This window comes from Oerskovia merdavium (genome assembly GCF_014836755.1).
GTDB lineage: Bacteria > Actinomycetota > Actinomycetes > Actinomycetales > Cellulomonadaceae > Oerskovia > Oerskovia merdavium.
On the sequence record NZ_JACSQF010000006.1, the window covers coordinates 176,142 to 196,496 of the forward strand.

The 20,355-nt window shown below is 73.4% G+C and carries 18 protein-coding genes; 7 read left to right on the plus strand and 11 right to left on the minus strand.

The window, feature by feature from the left end:
• Positions 1 to 35 precede the first annotated feature (35 nt).
• Together H9641_RS07870 and aspS are read right to left on the minus strand one after the other, a co-directional pair.
• Complete coding sequence (locus tag H9641_RS07870; RefSeq protein ID WP_191802537.1) at positions 36 to 881, minus strand: GNAT family N-acetyltransferase; 846 nt, start codon at positions 879 to 881, stop codon at positions 36 to 38.
• Positions 878 to 2,710, minus strand: a complete 1,833-nt coding sequence (gene aspS / locus H9641_RS07875; RefSeq protein WP_191802539.1) for an aspartate--tRNA ligase — start codon at positions 2,708 to 2,710, stop codon at positions 878 to 880. The genes H9641_RS07870 and aspS overlap by 4 nt, the downstream gene beginning before the upstream one ends.
• Before the next feature lie 138 nt (positions 2,711 to 2,848).
• On the opposite strand from aspS, the gene H9641_RS07880 reads away from it, so the two are divergent.
• Complete coding sequence (locus tag H9641_RS07880) at positions 2,849 to 3,316, plus strand: PPOX class F420-dependent oxidoreductase (protein WP_191802541.1); 468 nt, start codon at positions 2,849 to 2,851, stop codon at positions 3,314 to 3,316.
• Between the two features lie 31 nt (positions 3,317 to 3,347).
• On the opposite strand, the gene H9641_RS07885 is transcribed toward H9641_RS07880, so the two are convergent.
• The 6 genes from H9641_RS07885 to H9641_RS07910 form a co-directional block, all read right to left on the minus strand.
• Positions 3,348 to 4,103: a hypothetical protein gene (locus tag H9641_RS07885; RefSeq protein WP_191802543.1), complete on the minus strand. Its 756-nt coding sequence runs from the start codon at positions 4,101 to 4,103 to the stop codon at positions 3,348 to 3,350.
• 137 nt (positions 4,104 to 4,240) lie between these two features.
• Positions 4,241 to 6,052: a M16 family metallopeptidase gene (locus tag H9641_RS07890; protein ID WP_191802545.1), complete on the minus strand. Its 1,812-nt coding sequence runs from the start codon at positions 6,050 to 6,052 to the stop codon at positions 4,241 to 4,243.
• A gap of 11 nt (positions 6,053 to 6,063) precedes the next feature.
• Positions 6,064 to 7,023, minus strand: a complete 960-nt coding sequence (locus H9641_RS07895; RefSeq protein WP_191802547.1) for a hypothetical protein — start codon at positions 7,021 to 7,023, stop codon at positions 6,064 to 6,066.
• Between the two features lie 106 nt (positions 7,024 to 7,129).
• On the minus strand, positions 7,130 to 8,272 hold the full coding sequence (locus H9641_RS07900; RefSeq protein WP_191802549.1) for an Rv2578c family radical SAM protein: 1,143 nt from the start codon (positions 8,270 to 8,272) through the stop codon (positions 7,130 to 7,132).
• Between the two features lie 65 nt (positions 8,273 to 8,337).
• Positions 8,338 to 9,027 (minus strand): flavodoxin, encoded by a 690-nt coding sequence (locus H9641_RS07905; protein ID WP_191802551.1) that lies wholly within the window; start codon positions 9,025 to 9,027, stop codon positions 8,338 to 8,340.
• On the minus strand, positions 9,024 to 9,908 hold the full coding sequence (locus H9641_RS07910; protein ID WP_404821926.1) for a helix-turn-helix transcriptional regulator: 885 nt from the start codon (positions 9,906 to 9,908) through the stop codon (positions 9,024 to 9,026). The genes H9641_RS07905 and H9641_RS07910 overlap by 4 nt, the downstream gene beginning before the upstream one ends.
• Before the next feature lie 199 nt (positions 9,909 to 10,107).
• On the opposite strand from H9641_RS07910, the gene H9641_RS07915 reads away from it, so the two are divergent.
• Entirely contained in the window at positions 10,108 to 11,148 is a 1,041-nt protein-coding gene (locus H9641_RS07915) for a zinc-binding dehydrogenase (RefSeq protein WP_191802553.1), read from the plus strand.
• A 106-nt stretch (positions 11,149 to 11,254) separates the two neighbouring features.
• On the plus strand, positions 11,255 to 12,130 hold the full coding sequence (locus tag H9641_RS07920) for an aldo/keto reductase (protein WP_191802555.1): 876 nt from the start codon (positions 11,255 to 11,257) through the stop codon (positions 12,128 to 12,130).
• Between the two features lie 148 nt (positions 12,131 to 12,278).
• Here the strand turns inward: H9641_RS07920 and hisS are convergent, their stop codons facing one another.
• Together hisS and H9641_RS07930 are read right to left on the minus strand one after the other, a co-directional pair.
• A complete protein-coding gene (gene hisS, locus H9641_RS07925) occupies positions 12,279 to 13,676 on the minus strand; it encodes a histidine--tRNA ligase (RefSeq protein ID WP_191802557.1) in 1,398 nt (465 codons plus the stop codon).
• Positions 13,677 to 13,720: 44 nt separating this feature from the next.
• Positions 13,721 to 14,533, minus strand: a complete 813-nt coding sequence (locus H9641_RS07930; RefSeq protein WP_191802559.1) for an MBL fold metallo-hydrolase — start codon at positions 14,531 to 14,533, stop codon at positions 13,721 to 13,723.
• 189 nt (positions 14,534 to 14,722) lie between these two features.
• On the opposite strand from H9641_RS07930, the gene H9641_RS07935 reads away from it, so the two are divergent.
• The 4 genes from H9641_RS07935 (at position 14,723) to ligD (ending at position 19,072) form a co-directional block, all read left to right on the plus strand.
• Entirely contained in the window at positions 14,723 to 15,445 is a 723-nt protein-coding gene (locus H9641_RS07935) for a peptidylprolyl isomerase (protein WP_191802561.1), read from the plus strand.
• The gene (locus tag H9641_RS07940; RefSeq protein WP_191802563.1) at positions 15,442 to 17,175 is read left to right on the plus strand and encodes a DUF349 domain-containing protein; all 1,734 of its coding nucleotides are present in this window, start codon (positions 15,442 to 15,444) and stop codon (positions 17,173 to 17,175) included. Before H9641_RS07935 ends, H9641_RS07940 begins: the two co-directional genes overlap by 4 nt.
• 105 nt (positions 17,176 to 17,280) lie before the next feature.
• Positions 17,281 to 17,976 carry a hypothetical protein gene (locus tag H9641_RS07945; RefSeq protein WP_191802565.1) on the plus strand — a complete coding sequence of 232 codons (696 nt, stop codon included), beginning with the start codon at positions 17,281 to 17,283 and terminating at the stop codon, positions 17,974 to 17,976.
• A 4-nt stretch (positions 17,977 to 17,980) separates the two neighbouring features.
• Positions 17,981 to 19,072 (plus strand): non-homologous end-joining DNA ligase, encoded by a 1,092-nt coding sequence (gene ligD / locus H9641_RS07950; protein ID WP_191802567.1) that lies wholly within the window; start codon positions 17,981 to 17,983, stop codon positions 19,070 to 19,072.
• 104 nt (positions 19,073 to 19,176) lie between these two features.
• On the opposite strand, the gene H9641_RS07955 is transcribed toward ligD, so the two are convergent.
• Positions 19,177 to 20,283 (minus strand): ATP-dependent DNA ligase, encoded by a 1,107-nt coding sequence (locus H9641_RS07955; protein ID WP_191802569.1) that lies wholly within the window; start codon positions 20,281 to 20,283, stop codon positions 19,177 to 19,179.
• Positions 20,284 to 20,355 lie beyond the last annotated feature (72 nt).

Below are 20,355 nucleotides of genomic sequence, written 5' to 3' on the forward strand. Positions count from 1 at the left end.
CCCCCCCCAGGGCCCCGCACCCAGCGTCGGGCAGCTCAGTGGCGGCTCTCGAACTCCTGCACGACGGCGTAGCCCAGCCGGGAGTAGACGCGGCGGGCCGCGTCGTTGTCGGCGTACATGCCCAGGGTCACCCACTCCGCCTCCGCCAGCCCGGCCCGGGTCACGACGGCCGTGGTGGCCGCGGCGATGCCGTGCCCGCGCCAGGCGGGGTCGGTCGCGATGCTGCCCAGCGCCCAGGGGGTGCCGGGCTCGACCTGCCGGGCACCGACGACCCCGCGCAGCGCACCGTCCGGGTCGCGCCAGCCCCACCAGCGGGCCCACGGGTCCTCAGGGCTCATCTCCGCTAGCGGGTTCGCGACGTCCAGGCACGCGCGCACCTCGGCCGCGGCCGACGGCCCGGTCAGCGCCTCGACCCGCTCCTCGCCCGGCTGAGCGGGCGGGGCCTCGCGCGTGGCGAAGAAGTCCCAGCTCGACACCGACCGCCCCTCGCCGTCGCGCAGGACGGCCGGCAGGTCGGCGTCCGCGACCCGGTCGCCCAGGAAGCCGAGCGTCCCGCGCGGCAGCCCCGCGCTGACCACGCGGTCGCCGATCACTCCCGAGCCCACGACCCGGGCCAGCACGTCCGCCGTCGCCTCGGCCGACCCCACGCCCCACAGGCCGACGGCCCGCGCGGGGCGAGCGGCGCCGTCGGGCCCCTCGACCCCTGCCGCCGGGGCCGCGAGCGCCACGCTCAGCACGCACGCGTGCTCGTCCTGCCACACCCCGCGCACGTCCCACTCCGCGAGGTCGGTCAGGACAAAGGGGTGGGAGGCCCACCGGTCCGTCAGACCGGTCGAGCCTCCCAGCGTCCTTGCCTGCGTGCGGGTGTCCGGGGCGGTCACGCCTTCCCGGTGGAGGCAGGAGCGGCGTCGGTGTCCGCGGCGGCGTCCGGTGCGGGCGCTGCCTTGGGCTTCGCGTCGACGCCCGCCTCCTTGCGCTGCTGGGCCGTGATGGGCGCGGGCGCCTGCGTCAGCGGGTCGTACCCGCCGCCCGACTTGGGGAACGCGATGACGTCGCGGATCGACTCCGACTTCGTCAGCAGCGCCACGATGCGGTCCCAACCGAAAGCGATGCCGCCGTGCGGCGGGGCGCCGAACGCGAAGGCGTCGAGCAGGAAGCCGAACTTCTCCTGCGCCTCCTCCTCGCCGATGCCCATGACCGCGAACACGCGCTCCTGGACGTCGCGACGGTGGATACGGATCGAGCCGCCGCCGATCTCGTTGCCGTTGCACACGATGTCGTACGCGTAGGCGAGCGCCTCGCCCGGGTTCTGCTCGAACGTGTCGATCCACTCGGGCGTGGGCGAGGTGAACGCGTGGTGCACCGCGGTCCAGGCCGAGTTGCCCAGTGCGACGTCGCCCTCGTCGGCGGCCTCTCCCGTGGGCTTGAACAGGGGGGCGTCGACGATCCAGACGAACGCCCAGGCGTCCTCGTCGATCTGCCCGGTGCGCTTGGCGATCTCCTGACGGGCCGCGCCCAGCAGGGCGCGCGACTCGTTGGTCTTGCCCGCGGCGAAGAACACCGCGTCGCCCGGCTGCGCGCCGGTCGCGTCGCGCAGGCCCTCGCGCTCGGCCTCCGAGAGGTTCTTGGCGACCGGGCCCGCGAGGGTGCCGTCCTCCTGGAACGTCACGTACGCCAGGCCCTTGGCCCCGCGCTGCTTGGCCCACTCCTGCCAGGCGTCGAACTGGCGGCGCGGCTGCGAGGCCCCGCCCGCCATGACGACGGCGCCCACGTACTCGGCCTGGAAGACGCGGAACGGGGTGTCCTTGAAGTAGTCCGTGAGCTCGACGAGCGGGTTGCCGAAGCGCAGGTCCGGCTTGTCCGAGCCGTACAGGCGCATCGCGTCGTGGAACGTCATGCGCGGGATGGGCGTGGGGATCTTGTACCCGATGAGGTCCCACAGCGCGACGAGGATCTTCTCGCCGAGCGCGATCACGTCGTCCTGCTCGACGAAGCTCATCTCGACGTCGAGCTGCGTGAACTCGGGCTGACGGTCCGCGCGGAAGTCCTCGTCGCGGTAGCAGCGGGCGATCTGGTAGTAGCGCTCCATGCCCGAGACCATGAGCAGCTGCTTGAAGAGCTGCGGGGACTGCGGCAGGGCGTACCAGGAGCCCGGCGCCAGGCGCGCGGGGACCAGGAAGTCGCGGGCACCCTCCGGGGTCGAGCGCGTCAGGGTCGGGGTCTCGATCTCGACGAAGTCCTGCGCGTCGAGCACGCGGCGCGCGGCCTGGTTGGCCTTGGCGCGCAGGCGCAGGGCGTGGGCCGGCGTGGGGCGGCGCAGGTCCAGGTAGCGGTGCTTGAGGCGCGCCTCCTCGCCGATGACCTCGGTGCCCTCGAGGGCCGTGGAGACCTGGAAGGGCAGGGGCGCGGACTCGTTGAGCACGACGACGTCGCTCGCCACGACCTCGATCTCACCCGTGGGGAGGTTCTTGTTCTCGTTGCCCTCGGGACGCCGGGAGACCTCACCGGTGACCTGGAGCACGAACTCGGCGCGCAGCGGGTGCGCGATCGCCTCGTCACGGATGACGACCTGGGCGATGCCCGAGGCGTCACGCAGGTCGATGAAGGCCACCCCACCGTGATCGCGGCGACGGTCGACCCAGCCGGTGAGGGTGACGGTCTGACCGATCTGCTCGGCCCGCAGGGAGCCGGCTGTATGGGTGCGAAGCACGGAGAGAGTCCTTCCGGAACATGCCGGGGCGCGCAGTGGCGTCCCGGGATGGGAGTGGGGAGTGCGCAGACGACGCACGCGGACGAGTCTAGTCTGTGGGCGGACCACGTTCAGGAGAACTTTCCCCAGGAGGCACGCATGGCCAGGCGGATCGCGACCACGGACCGGATCGGACGCGCCGAGCTCGTCGCGTTCCTGCGCGCCAACCGGCGGGCCGTGCTGCTCACCCGGCGCGCGAGCGGCGCCCCGCAGATGAGCCCCGTCGCCTACGGGGTCGACGGCGAAGGGCGCATCGTGGTCTCGACCTACCCCGACCGGGCCAAGGCCGTGAACCTGCGGCGCGACCCCGCCGCCTCGCTGTGCGTCCTGGGCGAGGACTTCGACGACGCCTGGGTCCAGGTCGACGGCACCGCCGAGGTGATCGACCTGCCCGGCTCGGTCGAGCCCCTCGTCGAGTACTACCGCTCGATCGCCGGGGAGCACCCCGACTGGGACGAGTACCGCCAGGCCATGGTCGCGCAGGGCAAGTCGCTGCTGCGCGTGACGATCACCGGCTGGGGCCCCGTGGCCACGGGCGGGTTCCCAGCACGGCTCGCGCAGGACTGAGCGCGGGCCGTCATGGCCCGGCCCGAGATGGTCAGGCGCTCGACGTCCCCCGCGACGCGTGCCGGACGACGTACTCCGGTCCGACGTCCACGGACAGCCACGCCCACTCCGACTCCGCGTCGTACGGCGCCCAGGAGACGGCGCACGCGAGGACCACGACCTCGCCGTCCTCGAGCGCGGGCAGGTTCCACTCGAGCCCGGGGCGCTCGGCGGTTCCTCGCTGGTCCCTGGCCGCACGTGGCAACCCGAGCCTGCGCGGCACGTCGTCCACCAGTGACAGGTCGCTCGCGAGCCCGGGATGGTCGGACTTCCATCGCGCGGGACACAGCCCTCGGAGAACGAGGCCCCAGAGCCCGTCGCTGTCCGGCCCGCCGATGACCAGCTCCGTGCGACCGTCGTCGACCGCGAGCGCCGCGAGATGCTGTCCGTCGGTGGCCCAGACGTCGAGCCCGACGCGCTGATCAGCCATCTGGACGCGCAGGCTCGTCTCGACGAGCGTTCCCAGCGCCTGGACGCGCCAGGCGACTCCCCAGGTCGTGGCCGGAGATCTTCCCTCCTTGTCGAAGGTCGGCAAGGGCGTGAGGATCTGCTCGAGCGACCAGGAGGGGCCGCGCCGGTGCAGCAACCTGCCGCCGGCAGGCAGGGCGAAAGCGGAACCAGGAGCGGTTCCCGTGTCCCTCCCGGCGCACCGAGCGGACAGGACGACGTCCCCGAACGGGGTCCGGACGTGCGGCGCCACGTCCCCCAGGGCGGGCAGCCCACGAGAGGTCGGCCAGGCGAGCGTCATGGTGCGAGAGCGTAGTCGCTCCGTGCAGGTCGGGTCCCTCTCCTCGCCGGGACGTCGTCGGCGTCGGTCGGGCTCCGAACGTCTTCCTGCCACGGGGGGCGACGTAGGAGCCCGCTACCCGGCTCGAAGCGGCCTCGTCACCTCCGCGCCGCACCCACCTCGCGCCGCCTTCTCGCGGCGAGCCACCACGCGATCCCCACGCTTCCCTGGACGATGCCCCAGACCAGGAGCAGGACGACCAGGGCGCTCCCGACGAACTCGGTCTGCAGGGTGACGACCACCCCGAGCGCGAGCACGACGAGGAACACCTGACGCAGCAGGTTCACGCTCAGGTCGAGGTGCCGGTCGATCCACCCGCCGATCCCAGCGCGTGCACCCACGTCCTGCGTGGGCGGGCGCGGCTGGGGAATCTCCTGCGGGTCACGGGCGGGGAGCCTGGCGACCAGGTGCTCGGGCACGCGTGCGTCGACGCCCTGCTCGATCGAGGGGCCGTTCAGGCCGACGTGCAGGGTGGGCTCGATCGCGACGGAGAAGCCGTCGGCCCCGATCAGATGGCGGGCCCCGTCGGGTCTCGCCGACAGGAGCTGGCAGTCCTCGAAGAGGACCGTCGCCGCACCCTCCGGGGTCGTCAGGCTGACTCCCGCCAACCCGATCACGAGGGCGACGTCCGGGTTGTCGACGCGCGGGTAGCGGATCCCCTCGACAGCGGCCGCCGACCGCTGCGGCGCGACGGCCATGCCCGCCCACTCGGCCCCGGCCCGTCCCGGCACCTGGAGCAGAGCCCCCGCCCAGACGTCCTCCGCAACCTGGCGCAGGTCCTCGACCGTGACGGCCTCGAGCTCGGCCCGGGACGTCTCCGGGGTCTTCACCGGGTGTCCGAGCAGGACGTCGAGCGCGTACGTCGGCAGCAGGTCAGCCGCAAGATCCGGCGAGTCGAGCCACGTGAGCAGCGGCGCCCGCACGGCGTCGAGCTCGGCCTGCTCGATCACCCCGAGCCGGAGCCGGGCGAGGGTGTCGATCATGCCGCCGACGACGGCGCCCTGCTGCTGGGGCAACGCGTCGGCGTACAACGTGAACGTGGCGTGCGTGGCGTCTCGCCGGGAGTAGTCGCCGTCCGCGGTGTACGAGTACCCGCCCACCTCTCGCAGGTCGCGGAAGAGTGCGCGCGCAGCGACCTGCGCCAGCACTATCGCGCCCGCCGACCGCTCCACGACGGCGTCCAGCACGACGTGCCCGTCCTCCCCCTGGAAGAACGCCGGAGTCTGCGGCAGCGCGCTGCTCGCCGTGGGTGCCGGGATCCGCGCGCCGGAGGGCAACGACAGGTCCAGCCCCGCGGGAAGCGCGTCGCCCGTGACGAACAGCACGGCGTTGTCCCGCGTGAACCGCTCCCCGGCCCAGGCTCGCACGTCCTCGGCGCTGAGCCGGCGGATGCCCAGCTCGTCGTACCCGGCCAGTCCGTAGGTCTGAGCGCCGTAGCGCCACTGACGCATGGGGCGGAAGGGCCCGCCCGCCCGGCGCTGCGCCTCGGTCCGCAGGATCTGCTTCTCGACGTCCATCCGGCTCGTCGGAAGGTCGGTGAGCGCCGCGCACACGCCGTTGAGATAGGCCACGACCTCCTCGTCGGTCCCGTGCACGTGGAACAGGGTGTACCCCTCGGCCGTCACGCCGTTGTGGTGCCCCTCCGCGAGCTGGCGGCCGTGCAGCGCCAGGTGCTCCACGAGATGGGTGATCCCGGCGGTCGCGAGCGTCTCGTCCGCGCTCCCCACCCGGAAGAACAGGCCGGCGGTGCGCTGCCCGTCCTGCTCGCTCGCACGCGCCGCGAACAGCACCGGGATGCCGTCGACCGTCGAGGAGCTGACGATGTGGTCCACGGAGGCGAGCGCGGCGAGGCCGCCCGCGACGACCTCTTCCTGCGTGTCTTGCGCGGCGATGTCGATCTGTGCGGACATGTCGATCCCTCTCAGCCCGCAGCCAGCACGGCGTCGCGGAAGTAGCTGAAGTACGTGACGGGGTCGTCGACGTAGTCCCACGGTGCGCCTGAGGCGCGGTTGCCGATCACCCGGAGGTGCACTGCGGCATCCTCCTCGTGGTCCCCGAGCAGGAAGGCCAGGGCGAACGCGTTGTGCGCCCCGACCGAGTGGAAGTCCTCCCGGTGCTCGGGGTGCCGCACGGACCGCGCAGCCGCCCGGCGGAGGTCGTCACGGACGGCAGCGCTCGCCATGTACCTCTCCTTCTCGGGCGGGTCCAGCTCGAGCCAGTGCTCGATGTGCGCGAGCGCCACGACGGCCCCGTTCGGCGCGCCGGCGGGGGCAGACTCCGCGCACCCGGTCGCGAACCCGTGCGCGTCCTCCCAGCTCCCGCTCCACTTGGGGCACAGCTGCTGGAGCAGCGCCTTCTGCGCGACGTAGCTGTGCGGGTCGAGCGACGCCAAGCGTCCGTAGCGACGGCGGGCCTCGGAGTGCCCGAGCTCGAGCCCCCGGGCCGTCGTCAGACGCACGTCCCACGCGAGGACGAAGGTCGGGTGCTCCGCGCAGACCTCGAGGAGGATCTGCTCGGCTCTGCGCAGCCAGTCGTGGAACTGCGCGAACTGTTCGCGAGACACGTGCTCGGCGCGGTATCGGCTACGGATCCCCCAGCCGATGTGGACGTAGCGCTCGGCGAGGAGGGTCCGCAGCAACGGGTCGCGCGGGTCGTCCTCCAAGGCCCGCTCCAGCAGACCCTCGACCCCCTCGACGTCGGAGAGGTACCTCAGGGCGAAGTCCCGGTCCACCGGGCTCAGCTCCTCCAGGAGGGCGGCGACCGCGGCCCAGTCTTCTGTGGCTGCCACGGCCTGCATCGAGGCGATCTGGGGATGGGTCTCTTCGGTCGTGAACAACGGGGGCACGGGCGGCGGTGCCGCGCTCGGGCGCTTCCTGGGCATGCGGGGATCCTCGGCCGATCACAAGGGCACCGGCGAGGCATCGGCATCCGCGCCATGGTGTGACTGGCCGCAAGATAGCAGGTTTTGCCCGATTCGCGCGGGGAACCTAGAAGAGCAGCTGCTCGGCGCTCGCGGACGCGCTCGTCCCCGTGCGTGCTGGCGCTCTGCCGCTGTCCCGGTGCTGCGCCACCAGACTCCCGGCCGGGTAGTCACCTTCGTCGGGCCGCGCTCTCTCGCCAGGAGACTCGGGGTGCCAGGCGGTCCGGGCGTGGCCCGACGTGCGCGCCTGGGCGCGGTGCCCGGCGCTCGCGAAGCCGCGCTCGACGAGCAGCGGGCGCACCCGGTCCCACAGCCAGTCCCGGTACGCGCGGCTCGCGTACGACCCGCCCGCGTAGATGCGTTCGTAGCCCGCGACCCGGTCGGGGTGGTCGCGACGCAGCCAGGCCATGAACCACTCGCGCGTGCCGGGCTTGAGGAACAGCGGGAGGACCGTGGCGCCGGTCGCGCCGGCCTCGTGGACCGCGTCGAGCAGGCGCGTGAGGTGGTCGGTCGAGTCGGTGAGCCACGGCAGGACCGGGGCGATCATGACCCCGCACGGCAGCCCGGCCGCCCTCGCGGCGCGGACGAGGTCGAGGCGGGCGCGCGGCGTGGGCGTCCCCGGCTCGACGGCCTGCTGGAGGTCTTCGTCGACGAACGCCAAAGAGACCCCGATGCCCACGTCCACGCTCTGCGCCGCCTGGCTCAGGCGCGGGAGGTCCCGGCGCAGGAGCGTGCCCTTGGTGAGGATCGAGAACGGCGTGCGCGAGGCCTCGAGGGCGTCGATGATCCCGGGCATGAGCCGGTAGCGCCCCTCGGCGCGCTGGTAGGGGTCGGTGTTGGTGCCGAGCGCGACCGCGTCGCCCGCCCAGGACGGCTTGGCGAGCTCGGCACGCAGCACCTCGGCGACGTTCACCTTCACGACGATCTGGCTGTCGAAGTCCTCGCCGGGGTTCATGTCGAGGTAGCGGTGCGAGGGGCGGGCGAAGCAGTAGGAGCACGCATGGGAGCATCCGCGGTACGGGTTGATCGTCCAGGTGAACGGCATGCGGGACTCCCCCGGCACCTTGGACAGCGCGCTCTTGGCGAGCACCTCGTGGAACGTGACACCGGCGAACTCCGGCGTGCGCACGGTCCGCACCAACCCCGCCATGCGTCCGAGCCCGGGCAGCGCGCCGTCGTCCGCCGTGATCGCCTGCCCGTCCCACCTCATGGCGCTATTCGAACACATGTTCGATCATGTTGTCGATGCCGACAACGACTGCGACCCCGGACTGCTCAGCCGATCCCCGCCGCCCGCACCCAGCGGTCGATCTCCGGCCCGGCGTCGGCGACACGCTCCCCGCGCACCGCGAGCCCCTCGCCCACGACCGCGTCGGGAGCGAAGGTCGCGTAGACCTCGGGCGCCCGGCCGAGTCCGCTCATGGCGTGCGTCGTGACGGGCAGGATCGTCGTACCCGCGAGCGAGACGCCGTCGAGGAACGTCGACATGATCATGGGCGGGCGCACGTTCCAGATCGGGCTCGCGAGGATCACGGTGCCGTACCCGGCGAGGTCCGGCAGCGGCTCGGCGATCTGCGGGCGGGCGTCCTCGTCCTGCTCGCGCACGTTGCGCGCCACGGTCTCGTCGTAGGCGTGCGGGTACGGGTCGGCGGCGGTGACGCGGTGGAGGTCGATGCCCGTGCGCTCGGCGATCATGGTCGCCAGCACCTCCGTGCTGCCGACCTCGAGGTCGCGCCGGCCGCCGTCCCAGTAGTTCTCGCCGGCGCGGGAGAAGAAGACGATCAGCGCGCCGCCGCCTGCCGTCCCGCCCGAGGTGGGCCGCGGCGCCGTCGTCGGGCCGGCCGCGACGGGCTCGCGTGGCGCCGCCTGACCTCCCGTCCCCGCGCACGAGGCCACGGCGACGACCCCGGCACCGGCGACCGCTACGCGCAGGAGCTCCCGACGCGAGACCGCGCCGGCCCTCACGCGCCCGCCGCCCGGTCGGCGCCCGCCCCGTCGGGCGCGCCCGCCGCACCGACCGCCTCGGCGACCGCGTCGGCGTCGCGGGTCGCCGCGAGCGACGTCAGCAGCGCGAGGGCGTCGGCCGCGGGGCTCCCCGGGGCCGCGCTGTACGCGACCAGGCCCAGCCCCGGCTCCTGGGCGAGCTCCATGACGTCGTAGTCGAGCGCAAGGACCCCGACGTCGGGGTGGCGCATGCGCTTGAGACCCGCCCGGTGCACGCGGACGTCACGCGTGGCCCACAGCTCCCGGAACCGCTCGGAGCGCGTCGAGAGCTCGCCGACCAGGTCGCTGAGCGCCCGGTCGTACGGGTTGCGTCCCGCCGCGCCGTGCAGTGCGGCCACCACGGCGCGGGACACCTCGTCCCAGTCCACGTAGTAGCGCCGAGCCGCAGGATCGAGGAACGCGAACCGCGCGGTGTTGGGCGCGGTACCCGTCTCTCGCGCGAAGTCGTGGACGGGGGCGTGCAGCTCACGAGCCAGCGCGTTGGTCGCCACGATGTCGCGACGGCTGTCCATCACGTACGCCGGGGTCGCCGTCATCGAGTCCAGGACGCGCTGCACCGACACCGGGACCGTCGCGGCACGCACCGGCTCGCGCCGCTTGCGGGCCGGCTGGTTGGCGGAGTGCGCGAGATGACGCAGGTGCAGCGTCTCGGCCTCGTCCAGCCGCAGGGCCGACGCGAGCGCATCGAGCACCGCGTCCGACGCCCCGGCCAGGTTGCCGCGCTCGAGCCGCGCGTAGTACTCCGAGGAGACGCCCGCGAGGACCGCGACCTCGTCCCGGCGCAGGCCCGGGACCCTGCGCCGCCCGGTGCTCGGCGGCAGCCCGACCTCGGTCGGGCTCAACCGGGCTCTGCGGCTCGACAGGAAGTCTCGCACCTCGTCTCATGGGTCCATGCCCACGACCCTACGGACCGTGCCCCGCCCGAGCCATGCACTGTCAGTACCCCTCTCGACAGGGCGTTCCTCCCTCACCCGGGCGATGGTGGAGTGGATGCAGAGCCACCGACCGACCGGTGGCCACCCGGACGAAGGGACCGAATCCATGCGAGCGACGTACCTGTACGGCACGAGAGACATCCGGGTCGACGAGGTCCCCGACCCCGAGATCCAGAAGCCCACCGATGCCCTCGTGCGGGTCGTGCGGGCGTGCGTGTGCGGCTCGGACCTGCACCGCTACCACGACTACGCGGGCGAGCCGCGCCCCATGGGGCACGAGCTGCTCGGCGTCGTCGAGGACGTCGGGGCCGACGTCACCACGGTCCGCCGCGGCGACTTCGTGATCTGCCCGTTCGGCATCCAGGACAACACGTGCGTGTACTGCCGCGAGGGCATGCAGACCTCGTGCCTGCACGGGCACTTCTTCGGCACGGGCGGGGTGGGCGGCGCCCAGGCCGAGGCCGTGCGCATCCCCCTCGCCGACGGCACGCTCGTCCGGACCGGCACGGCGCTCGCGGACACCGACGAGGCCCTGCTCAACTCGTTGCTCTCGCTCTCCGACGTGTTCCTGACCGGGCACCACGCCGCCCACATGGGCAAGGTAGGTCCCGGACGGACCGTGACCGTGATCGGGGACGGGGCCGTGGGGCTGAGCGCGGTCCTGGCCTCCCGGCGCCTCGGCGCCGAGCGCGTCGTCCTCATGGGCCGCCACACCGACCGCACCGACCTGGGCGTCGAGCTCGGCGCGACCGACGTGGTGCCCGAGCGCGGCGAGGAGGGCGTCGCCCGGGTCCGTGACCTCACGGACGGGCAGGGGACGCACGTCGTGATCGAGGCCGTCGGGCACATGCCCGCCTTCCAGCAGGCGTACGGGGTCGTGCGCGTGGGCGGCGTCATCTCACGGGTCGGGGTCCCGCAGTACGAAGACGCACCCGTCGGGTGGGGCTCACTGTTCGGACGCAACATCACGCTCACGGGCGGCCCCGCCCCGGTGCGGGCCTACATCGAGGACGTCCTGCCGGACGTGCTCGCCGGACGCATCGATCCCGGTCGGGTGTTCGACCGCGTCCTCCCGCTCGACCAGGTCGCCGAGGCCTACCGCGCCATGGACGCGCGCGAGGCCCTCAAGGTCGTGGTCCTGCCCTGACCGTCACCGGACCTCCTGGACACCCCCGCCCGACGTGCCCGACGACGCCACCTCCCCCCTCCCAGCCGTCCTGCCCCCACGACCAGCACCACCCAAGGAGCACCACATGACCGTCCTCACCCTGAACAACGGCGTCACCCTGCCGGCCCTCGGCTTCGGCGTCTTCCAGACCGCGCCCGAGGAGACCGTCTCCTCGGTCCGCACCGCGCTCGAGACCGGGTACCGGCTGGTGGACACCGCCGCGGCCTACGGCAACGAGCGCGAGGTCGGCCGGGCGATCGCCGAGTCGGGCCTCGACCGGGCCGAGGTGTTCATCGAGACCAAGGTGTGGATCAGCGACTACGGCTACGACACGACGCTGCGCGCGTTCGACAAGTCCGCGGGCAAGCTCGGCGTCGAGCAGATCGACCTGCTGCTCCTGCACCAGGCTCTGCCGAGCCGGTTCGACCTCACGCTCGAGGCCTACCGCGCCCTGGAGACGCTCCTGGCCGACGGCAAGGTCCGCGCGATCGGCGTGAGCAACTTCATGCCCGAGCACCTCGAGCGCCTCCTGGAGACGGCGAGCGTCGTCCCGGCCGTCAACCAGATCGAGGTCCACCCGTACTTCCAGCAGCGCGACCTCCAGGCCGTGGACGCGGCGCACGGCATCCTGACCCAGGCCTGGTCCCCCATCGGCGGCATCACCTCCTACCGCGAGGGCGGTGCCCGCACGTTCGACGACCCCGAGATCCTCGCGATCGCCGAGGCGCACGGGAAGTCCGCCGCGCAGGTCATGCTCCGCTGGCACCTCCAGGAGGGCCGCTCCGCGATCCCCAAGTCGACCAGGCCCGCACGCATCGCCGAGAACTTCGACGTGGCCGACCTCACCCTCACGGACGCGGAGCTCGCCGCGATCGACGCGCTCGACCAGGGCGTGCGCCGCGGCCCCGACCCGGCCGACATCACCCTGGAGACCTTCGGCCGGGACATCCCGGAGGCCTGAGCGGCTCTCACCGAGGCGCCGTCGCCGCGCCCGGCGCACGGCAGCACGGCAGCGCGGCGCACCGACCCGCAGCACGCGTGAGGCCCGGCAGGGAATCCCCTGCCGGGCCTCACGCACGTCCTCCCGGGTCAGCGCCCGGGCAGCGGGCTCACTCCCCCGCGGGCACGACCCGCGGCCACAGGTCCTCCTCGGACGGCGCCCACGTCGCCGGGTCCGCGGTGACCTGCTCGCCCGAGCGGATGTCCTTGACCTGGTGCGCGACGACCTCGCCGTCCGCACCGACCCCCGCGGGGAACCACACGAACGGGATGCCGCGACGGTCCGCGAACTTGATCTGCTTGCCGAACTTCGCCGCGCTCGGCGCGACCTCGACCGGGATGCCCCGCGAACGCAGCGCGACCGCGACCGCGTCCGACGCGGCACGCGTCTCCTCGCTCGTGACCGCGACCACGACCGCGCTCGGCACCGACCGCGTCGAGCGGACCAGGCCCGCGCTCAGCAGCCGCGAGACCAGCCGCGAGACGCCGATCGACAGCCCCACCCCCGGGTAGGTGTTCGCGCCGTCCGAGGCCAGGGTGTCGTAACGCCCGCCCGAGCAGATCGACCCGAGCTGCTCGTGCCCCACCAGGACCGTCTCGTAGACCGAGCCCGTGTAGTAGTCCAGGCCGCGCGCGATCTTGAGGTCCGCGACCACGACGCCCGGCGCCCGCACGGCCGCCGCGTCGATCAGCGCCGACAGCTCCACGAGGCCCTCCTCGAGCAGCTCCGAGGTCACACCGTGCTCGCCCGCGAGCGCCCGCACCCGCTCGGCGACGCCGGCGTCCGAGCCGGAGATCGCCGCGAGCGCGAGGCACGCGTCCGCCTGCTCGGGCGTCGCGCCCGTCTCGGCGACCAGCAGCGCCCCGACCTTGTCCGGGCCGATCTTGTCGAGCTTGTCGATGCTGCGCAGCACGCCCTCGACGTCGTCCAGCCCCAGCCCGCGGTAGAAGCCCTCCGCGACCTTGCGGTTGTTCACCAGGATGCGGACCTCGGGCACGCCGATCGAGCGCAGCTCGCCCAGCGCCTCGGCCATGACCAGCGGCAGCTCGACCTCGAAGTGGTAGGGCAGCTCGCCCGCACCCACGACGTCGATGTCCGCCTGCACGAACTCACGGAAGCGCCCGTCCTGGGGACGCTCACCGCGCCACACCTTCTGGATCTGGTGACGCTTGAACGGGAACGCCAGGTGACCGGCGTTCTCCAGCACGTAGCGCGCGAACGGCACCGTCAGGTCGAAGTGCAGGCCGAGCTGCTTGTCGCCCTTGCCCGACCGCTCGTCCGCAGCCCCCTCCGCCGTCTCCTCCTGGAGGCGGCGCAGCACGTACACCTCCTTGGAGGTCTCGCCCTTGCGCAGCAGCTGGTCGAGGGGCTCGACGGCTCGCGTCTCGATCCCCGCGAAACCATGGAGCTCGAACGTGCGACGCAGCGTGTCGAGCACGTGCTGCTCCACGACGCGTCCAGCAGGGAGCCATTCGGGGAAACCGGAGAGAGGTGTAGGTCGGGCCATGGGACCCGATCTTTCCAGACTCCAGGACCGGACGAGCAATCCGTTCACAGACCCCGCAGGTACGGGTTGGTCCGGCGCTCGCGGCCGATCGTGGTCAGGGGCCCGTGGCCGGGCACCACCTGGAGGGAGTCGTCGAGGCGCCCGACGACGTCGCGCAGGGTTCGCTGCATCGTCTCGCCGTCCCCGCCGGGCAGGTCGGTGCGCCCCACCGACCCGGCGAACAGCACGTCCCCCGCGAGCACGACCCCGGCCTCGGCGCCGCTCGCGCTCACGCTCGCCGTGCCACTGTCGCCCTTCGAGTCAGGTCGGACCGCGACGGGCAGGTAGAGCGTCGAGCCCTGGGTGTGTCCAGGGGCGTGCAGGGCGTCGACCAGGACGCCGTCGAGGTCGAGCCGCTCGCGGGCCCCGGCCCCTGGCTCGCCGGCCGTACCGAAGGTCCGGACGTCGTCCGGGGCCCGGTAGTCCTCGAGCCGGGCGCCGCCCGCGGCGAGCGCCGCGGCCAGCGGGCCGGGCACGACCCGTCCGTCGCGTCCCGCGGGCGGGGCGCTCTCGATCGTGCCGAGGGGATCGGCGAGCCGGTAGGCGTCGTCGGCGTGGATCCAGAACGGGACGCCGTAGAGCGAGCACAGCTCGGCCGCGTCCCAGGTGTGGTCGGCGTGCCCGTGCGTGGCCAGGACCGCACGGGGCGCGAGCCCTTGCTCGCGCACGAGCTCCACCACGCCCGGGACGACCCCGGCCCCTGCGTCGACGATCACGCAGGGGCGCGCGGCGCCGTCGGGCAGCGTTCCCTCGGGGCCCGGCACGACGAGCGTGCAGTTGGTGCCGAACACGGGGGCCACCACGAGGAAGAGGTCCATGGGACGACAGTAACGACCCACGCAAAGAGGGCACCTGATACCGGACCGTGACCTGAAAGGCGACAAGACACGGCGCCAGAACGCTCCCGATGCCTAGACTGTCCTCTGAAACCGTGGATCACCCGTGCACAGAACGCGCCCTCGCGCCCGCACGCGGAGCGGCCCGTGACGTGAGACGAAGGAGTTGGGGTGACGACGAGCAAGCGCGAACGTGAGCGTGCCCGCCGCCGCGAGGAGAAGTGGACCGAGCGTCAGGCGCAGGCCCGCGCCCGCAAGCAGCGGACGTGGACCATCGTCGGCGCGGTCGCCGCGCTCGCCGTCGTGGGCGGTGTCGTCGTGCTGGCTCTCTCCGCGAACTCGGATGCCGACGCAGCCACGGCCGCCAAGGCGTTCACCCTCCCGCCGCCCTCCGCCGCCGAGGACCGCGAGTGGACGGGCGAGCTGCGCACGAGCGCGGGCGACATCGAGTTCACGCTCGACGGGCAGGCCGCCCCTCAGACCGTCGCGAGCTTCGTCTCGCTCGCCCAGGGCGGGTTCTTCGACGGCACCGACTGCCACCGCCTGACGACCTCCGGGCTCTACGTCCTGCAGTGCGGCGACCCGACGGGCACGGGAACCGGGGGCCCGGGCTACACGTTCGGACCCGTCGAGAACGCGCCCGAGGACGGGTTCTTCCCCGCCGGCACCATCGGCATGGCACGTGCCCAGGCCACGGACTCCCACGGCAGCCAGTTCTTCCTCGTCTACGAGGACACCACCTTGCCGACCGACACCGGTGGGTACACAGTTTTCGGCAAGATCACATCCGGCTTGGACGTCGTCCGAGCAGTCGCTGACGCGGGGACAGCGGACGGGGCCCCTGACGGCTCCCCCGCGACCCCGGTCACCATCGAAGGAGTTGAGACCCAGTGAGCGAGAGCACCGAGAACCACGCGAACTCTCCGGCGCAGGCATCCGAGGAGGCCACCGCTACGGAGCAGGTCGAGGTGCCGGCGGTCGCTGAACCGGCCGAGGGCGCCGAGGCACCCGCTGCCACGGAAGCCGTCGAGACCGACGCCCCCGCGGCAGCAGCCGACGAGGCCACCTCCGTCGAGGAAGCCGCGCCCGCCGCGGACGAGGCTCCTGCCGAAGCCCCGGCCGAGGTCACCGAGACCGCCCCCGCGACGGACGCTGCTGAGGCGGCTCCTGAGGCCGCACCGGCCCCCGCGGCGGACGCACCGGAGGCACCTGCGGCCCCGGCTCCCAAGCCCAGCCCCGCGCCCAAGCCGAGCGCCGTCCCGGTGCCCCGGCCCCCGCGCCCGGGTGCCCCGGCTGCAGCGGCCCCGGCCGCCGCGTCGATCGCCCCGGCGGCTGCCGCGGCGGTCATCCCCGACGACAGCGCCGCCGCGAAGGCTGCGGCCGGGTTCGGCCGGGTCGACGAGGAAGGCACGGTCTACGTGACCGAGGCCGCGGGCGAGCGCAGCGTCGGGCAGTTCCCCGGGGTCTCCCCCGAGGAGGCGCTCGCGCTCTACGTGCGCCGCTTCCTGGACCTTCAGGCCAAGGTCGCGCTCTTCGAGGCCCGCCTGACCGGTACGGACCTGTCCGTCAAGGAGATCGACTCGACCCTCGCCAAGCTCGGCGAGGAGACCGCCGAGCCCTCGGCCGTCGGCGACCTGGACGGCCTGCGCGCGCACGTCGAGTCGCTGCGCACCGTCGCGGCAGCCCGCCGCGCCGAGCTCGAGGCCGAGCGCAACGCCGCCAAGGAAGCGGCGCTCGCCGCCCGTACCGAGATCATCGAGGCAGCGGAGAAGATCGCCTCGACGGACCCGGCACGCATCCAGTGGCGTCCCGCGGGCGAGGAGCTGCGCAAGCTGCTCGACCAGTGGAAGGACGCCCAGCGCAACGGGCCGAGGATCGACCGTGCGAGCGAGGAGGCGCTCTGGAAGCGCTTCAGCCACGCCCGCACGGCCTTCGACCGCGAGCGTCGGCACTACTTCGCCGAGCTCGAGCAGCGCAACTCCTCCGCGAAGGAGGTCAAGGAGAAGCTCGTGCAGCGGGCCGAGGCCCTGCAGAACAGCACGGACTGGGGCGCCACGGCCGGCGCCTTCCGCGACCTCATGACCGAGTGGAAGGCCGCCGGGCGCGCCAACCGCCGCGACGACGACGCCCTGTGGGCCCGCTTCCGTGCGGCGCAGGACGCGTTCTTCGAGGCCCGTGACGCGCTCAACGCCGCCACGGACGCCGAGTACGCCGAGAACCTGGTCGTCAAGGAGGCCCTGCTGGAGCAGGCTGAGAAGCTCGTCCCCGTGACGGACCTCGCGCAGGCCAAGACGGCCCTGCGGGACATCCAGGAGAAGTGGGAGGACGCCGGCAAGGTTCCTCGCGCCGACATCCAGCGCGTCGAGGCCCGCCTGCGCGCCGTCGAGACCGCGGTCCGCGACGCCGAGCAGTCCCAGTGGTCGCGCTCCAACCCCGAGACGCGTGCGCGCGCCGAGGGTGCGGCGGCCCAGCTCGAGTCCGCGATCGCGGGCCTCGAGGAGGACCTGGCGGCTGCGACCGCCAAGGGCGACAAGCGCAAGATCGCCGAGATCGAGTCGTCGATCGCGGCACGCCGCGCCTGGCTCGAGCAGGTCGTGAAGGCCGCCGAGGACTCTCGCGGCTGACCCTGCACCACCTGAAGGGCCCGGGTGGGCCTGTGGACGACGAGAGTTTCCACAGGCCCACCCGGGCCCCTCGCGCATGTCCGGACGGGCCGCCAGGCTGAACCCATGGCCGCCGCCACCGCTCCCCCCGCGCCCTCCCCACCGGAGGCCGTCCTCGCGGACGCCCCTTCCACGAGCCTGTGCCTCCCTGCGGACCTCGCGATGGCCGCCCGTGTCGCGCCCGCCCCCGAGCTCGTGCGGCCCGCACACGTCGGCGGGGCCGTCGCGTTCGCGGACCTGGTCCGCTCGGGAGCACTGGTCCGGGTCCGGGGAGACGTCGCCGTACGCCCGACGACGCCGCTCACCCCCGCGGTCCGTGCCGCCTCCCTGGGGCACCTCGTCCCCGAGCGGACCGTGATCGGCGGCCTGAGCGCCGCGTGGGTGCACTGCGGGACACCGGTCCCGCCGACCGTCGAGGTGATCCACCCGCTCGGCGTCCACCGCCCGCCGCCGCTGTCCGGGCGCGCGCCACGCCAGAGCGCTCTCCTGCACAGCGAGACCGCGCGGCTCGGGGGCGTGCTGGTGACGACCGTCGAACGCACGGCACTGGACCTCGCGTGCCTGCACGACCAACGGTCCAGCACCCCGGTCCTGCACGCGCTCGCCACGCGGTGCGGGCTCGACGTCGACGCGGTGCTGCACGCGCTCGACCTGCGGTCGCGGCGCACCGGCAGGCCCAGGGCCCAGCGGGTCCTGGGCCTGCTCGCCGAACGGCTGCGGGAGGCGTCGGCAGGCGACGGGCCCAGCCCCCGTCTACCGTGAGCAGATGCCTCGTTCCACGACCCCGGCGGTCGAGCTCGACGTCGACGGACGCACCGTGCGCGTCACGAGCCCTGACCGTGTCGTCTTCCCCGGCCGCGGGCTGACCAAGCTCGACGTCGTCACGTACTTCCGGTCGGTCGGCCCCGGGATCCTCGCGGCCCTGCGAGAGCGCCCCACGACCCTCGAACGCTGGCCCAAGGGTGTGTTCGAGGGCGCCCGGCTCAGCACCCGCACCGACAGCAGCGGCGACGCGTTCTTCCAGAAGCGCCTGCCGCAGGGCGCGCCGGACTACGTCGAGACGGCCCGGATCGCGTTCCCCAGCGGCCGCACGGCCGACGAGGTGCGCCCCACCGAGCTCGCGGTGGTTCTCTGGGCCGCGAACCTCGGCACCCTCACGTTCCACCCGTGGCCCGTCACGGGCGCCGACGTCGAGGCTCCCGACCAGCTCCGCATCGACCTCGACCCCCAACCCGGCACCGACTACTCGGACGCAGCGCGGGTGGCCCCGCACCTGCGTGAGGTGCTCGCCGAGCTGGGGCTCGAGGGGTTCCCCAAGACGTCAGGCGGGCGCGGCCTGCACGTGTTCGTCCCCATCACGCCGGACTGGGGCTTCGTCGAGGCGCGCCGGGCGACGATCGCGATCGGTCGCGAGCTCGAGCGCCGCCTGCCGGACCAGGTCACCACGAGGTGGTGGAAGGAGGAGCGGGGCGAGAAGATCTTCGTCGACTACAACCAGATGGCCCGCGACCGCACCATCGCCTCGGCCTACTCGATCCGGGCCAACGCCCGCGCCACGGTCTCGGCGCCCCTGCACTGGGAGGAGGTGCCCGACGTCGGGCCCGACGACTTCGACGTCCTGACCATGCCGGCGCGCTTCGCCGAGGTCGGCGACCTGCACGCGCGCCTCGACGCGACGAGCCCCGGCGAGCGGTACTCGCTCGAGGCCGCGCTCGAGCTCGCGGCACGCGACGAGCGCGACCACGGTCTGGGCGACCTGCCCTATCCCCCCGAGCACCCCAAGATGGCGGGCGAACCCAAGCGGGTCCAGCCCAGCAAGGACGCCTCACGGCACCACGAGGACGGCGCGGGCACCTAGCCCGCCCGGTCGGCGCGGACGTGCGGTCGGCGTGCACGTGCGGTCTCCGCGGGCCCCGCGGGGCCCGCGGCTCCCCGCCGCTCGGGAGGTGTCCCGGACCGCCCTCAGGCCACCCCGGGCGCCCCCGGCAGCAGCTCGTCGAGCCGGTAGCTCACGGGCTCCTCGAGCTGCTCGTACGTGCACGACCCGGGCTCCCGGTCGGTGCGCCAGCGACGGAGCTGGACCGTGTGCCGGAACCGTGACCCCTCCATGTGGTCGTAGGCCACCTCGAGGACCTTCTCGACGCGCAGGGGCACGAACGACAGGTCCTTGGTGCCGCTCCACCGCGACTGCGCGCCGGGCATGCGTCCGGACCCGGGGCTCTCCCAGCCCGCCCAGGGATGCTCGGCGGCCTCGGGGCTCCCGGGGTCCAGCACGAGCGGTGCGAGCTCGCCGACGAGCTCGGCCCGGCGGGCCATGGGGAACGACGCCGCCACACCGACGAACTGCAGGTCCCCCGCGTCGTCGTACAGGCCCAGCAACAAGGAGCCCACGAGCGGGCTCTCAGGCGTCGAGGTCTTGTGCAGCCGGTACCCCGCGAGCACCACGTCGGCCGTGCGCTCGTGCTTGACCTTGAGCATGACCCGCTTGTTGGGCTGGTACGGCGCTGCGAGCGGCTTGGCGACGACCCCGTCGAGGCCGGCGCCCTCGAACACCGCGAACCAGTCCTGGGCCACGGCGCGGTCCGTCGTGCGAGGGGTCAGGTGCACGTCCGGTCCGTCGAGGCCCAGGCCCGCGAGGAGCTCCTGACGGCGGCTCAGCGGTTCGTGCGTGACGTCGTCGTCCCCCAGCGCCAGCAGGTCGAACACCACGAGGCTCGCCGGCGTCTCGGCAGCCAGCCGGGCGACCCGCGAAGCCGCGGGGTGGATGCGCTGCTGGAGGGCCTCGAAGTCGAGCCGGCCCCCCTGGGCGAGCACGATCTCGCCGTCGACCACGCACCGCTCGGGCAACGCGTCGAGGACGGCGGCCACGACGTCGGGGAAGTAGCGCTCCATGGGCTTGGCGCTGCGGCTGTCGAGGCGCACCTCGTCGCCGTCGCGGTAGACGATCGCGCGGAAGCCGTCCCACTTGGGCTCGAACACGAGCCCACCCTCGACCGCGCCCGGGTCGGGGACTCCCGAGACCGACTTCGCGAGCATGGGCAGCGTGGGCGGGAGCACGGGCAGGTCCATCCCCCGATGCTGCCACCGGGGGCGCCGCGCCACCCGTCGAGCGGGCCACCCGTCCGGACGACGAAACGCCCC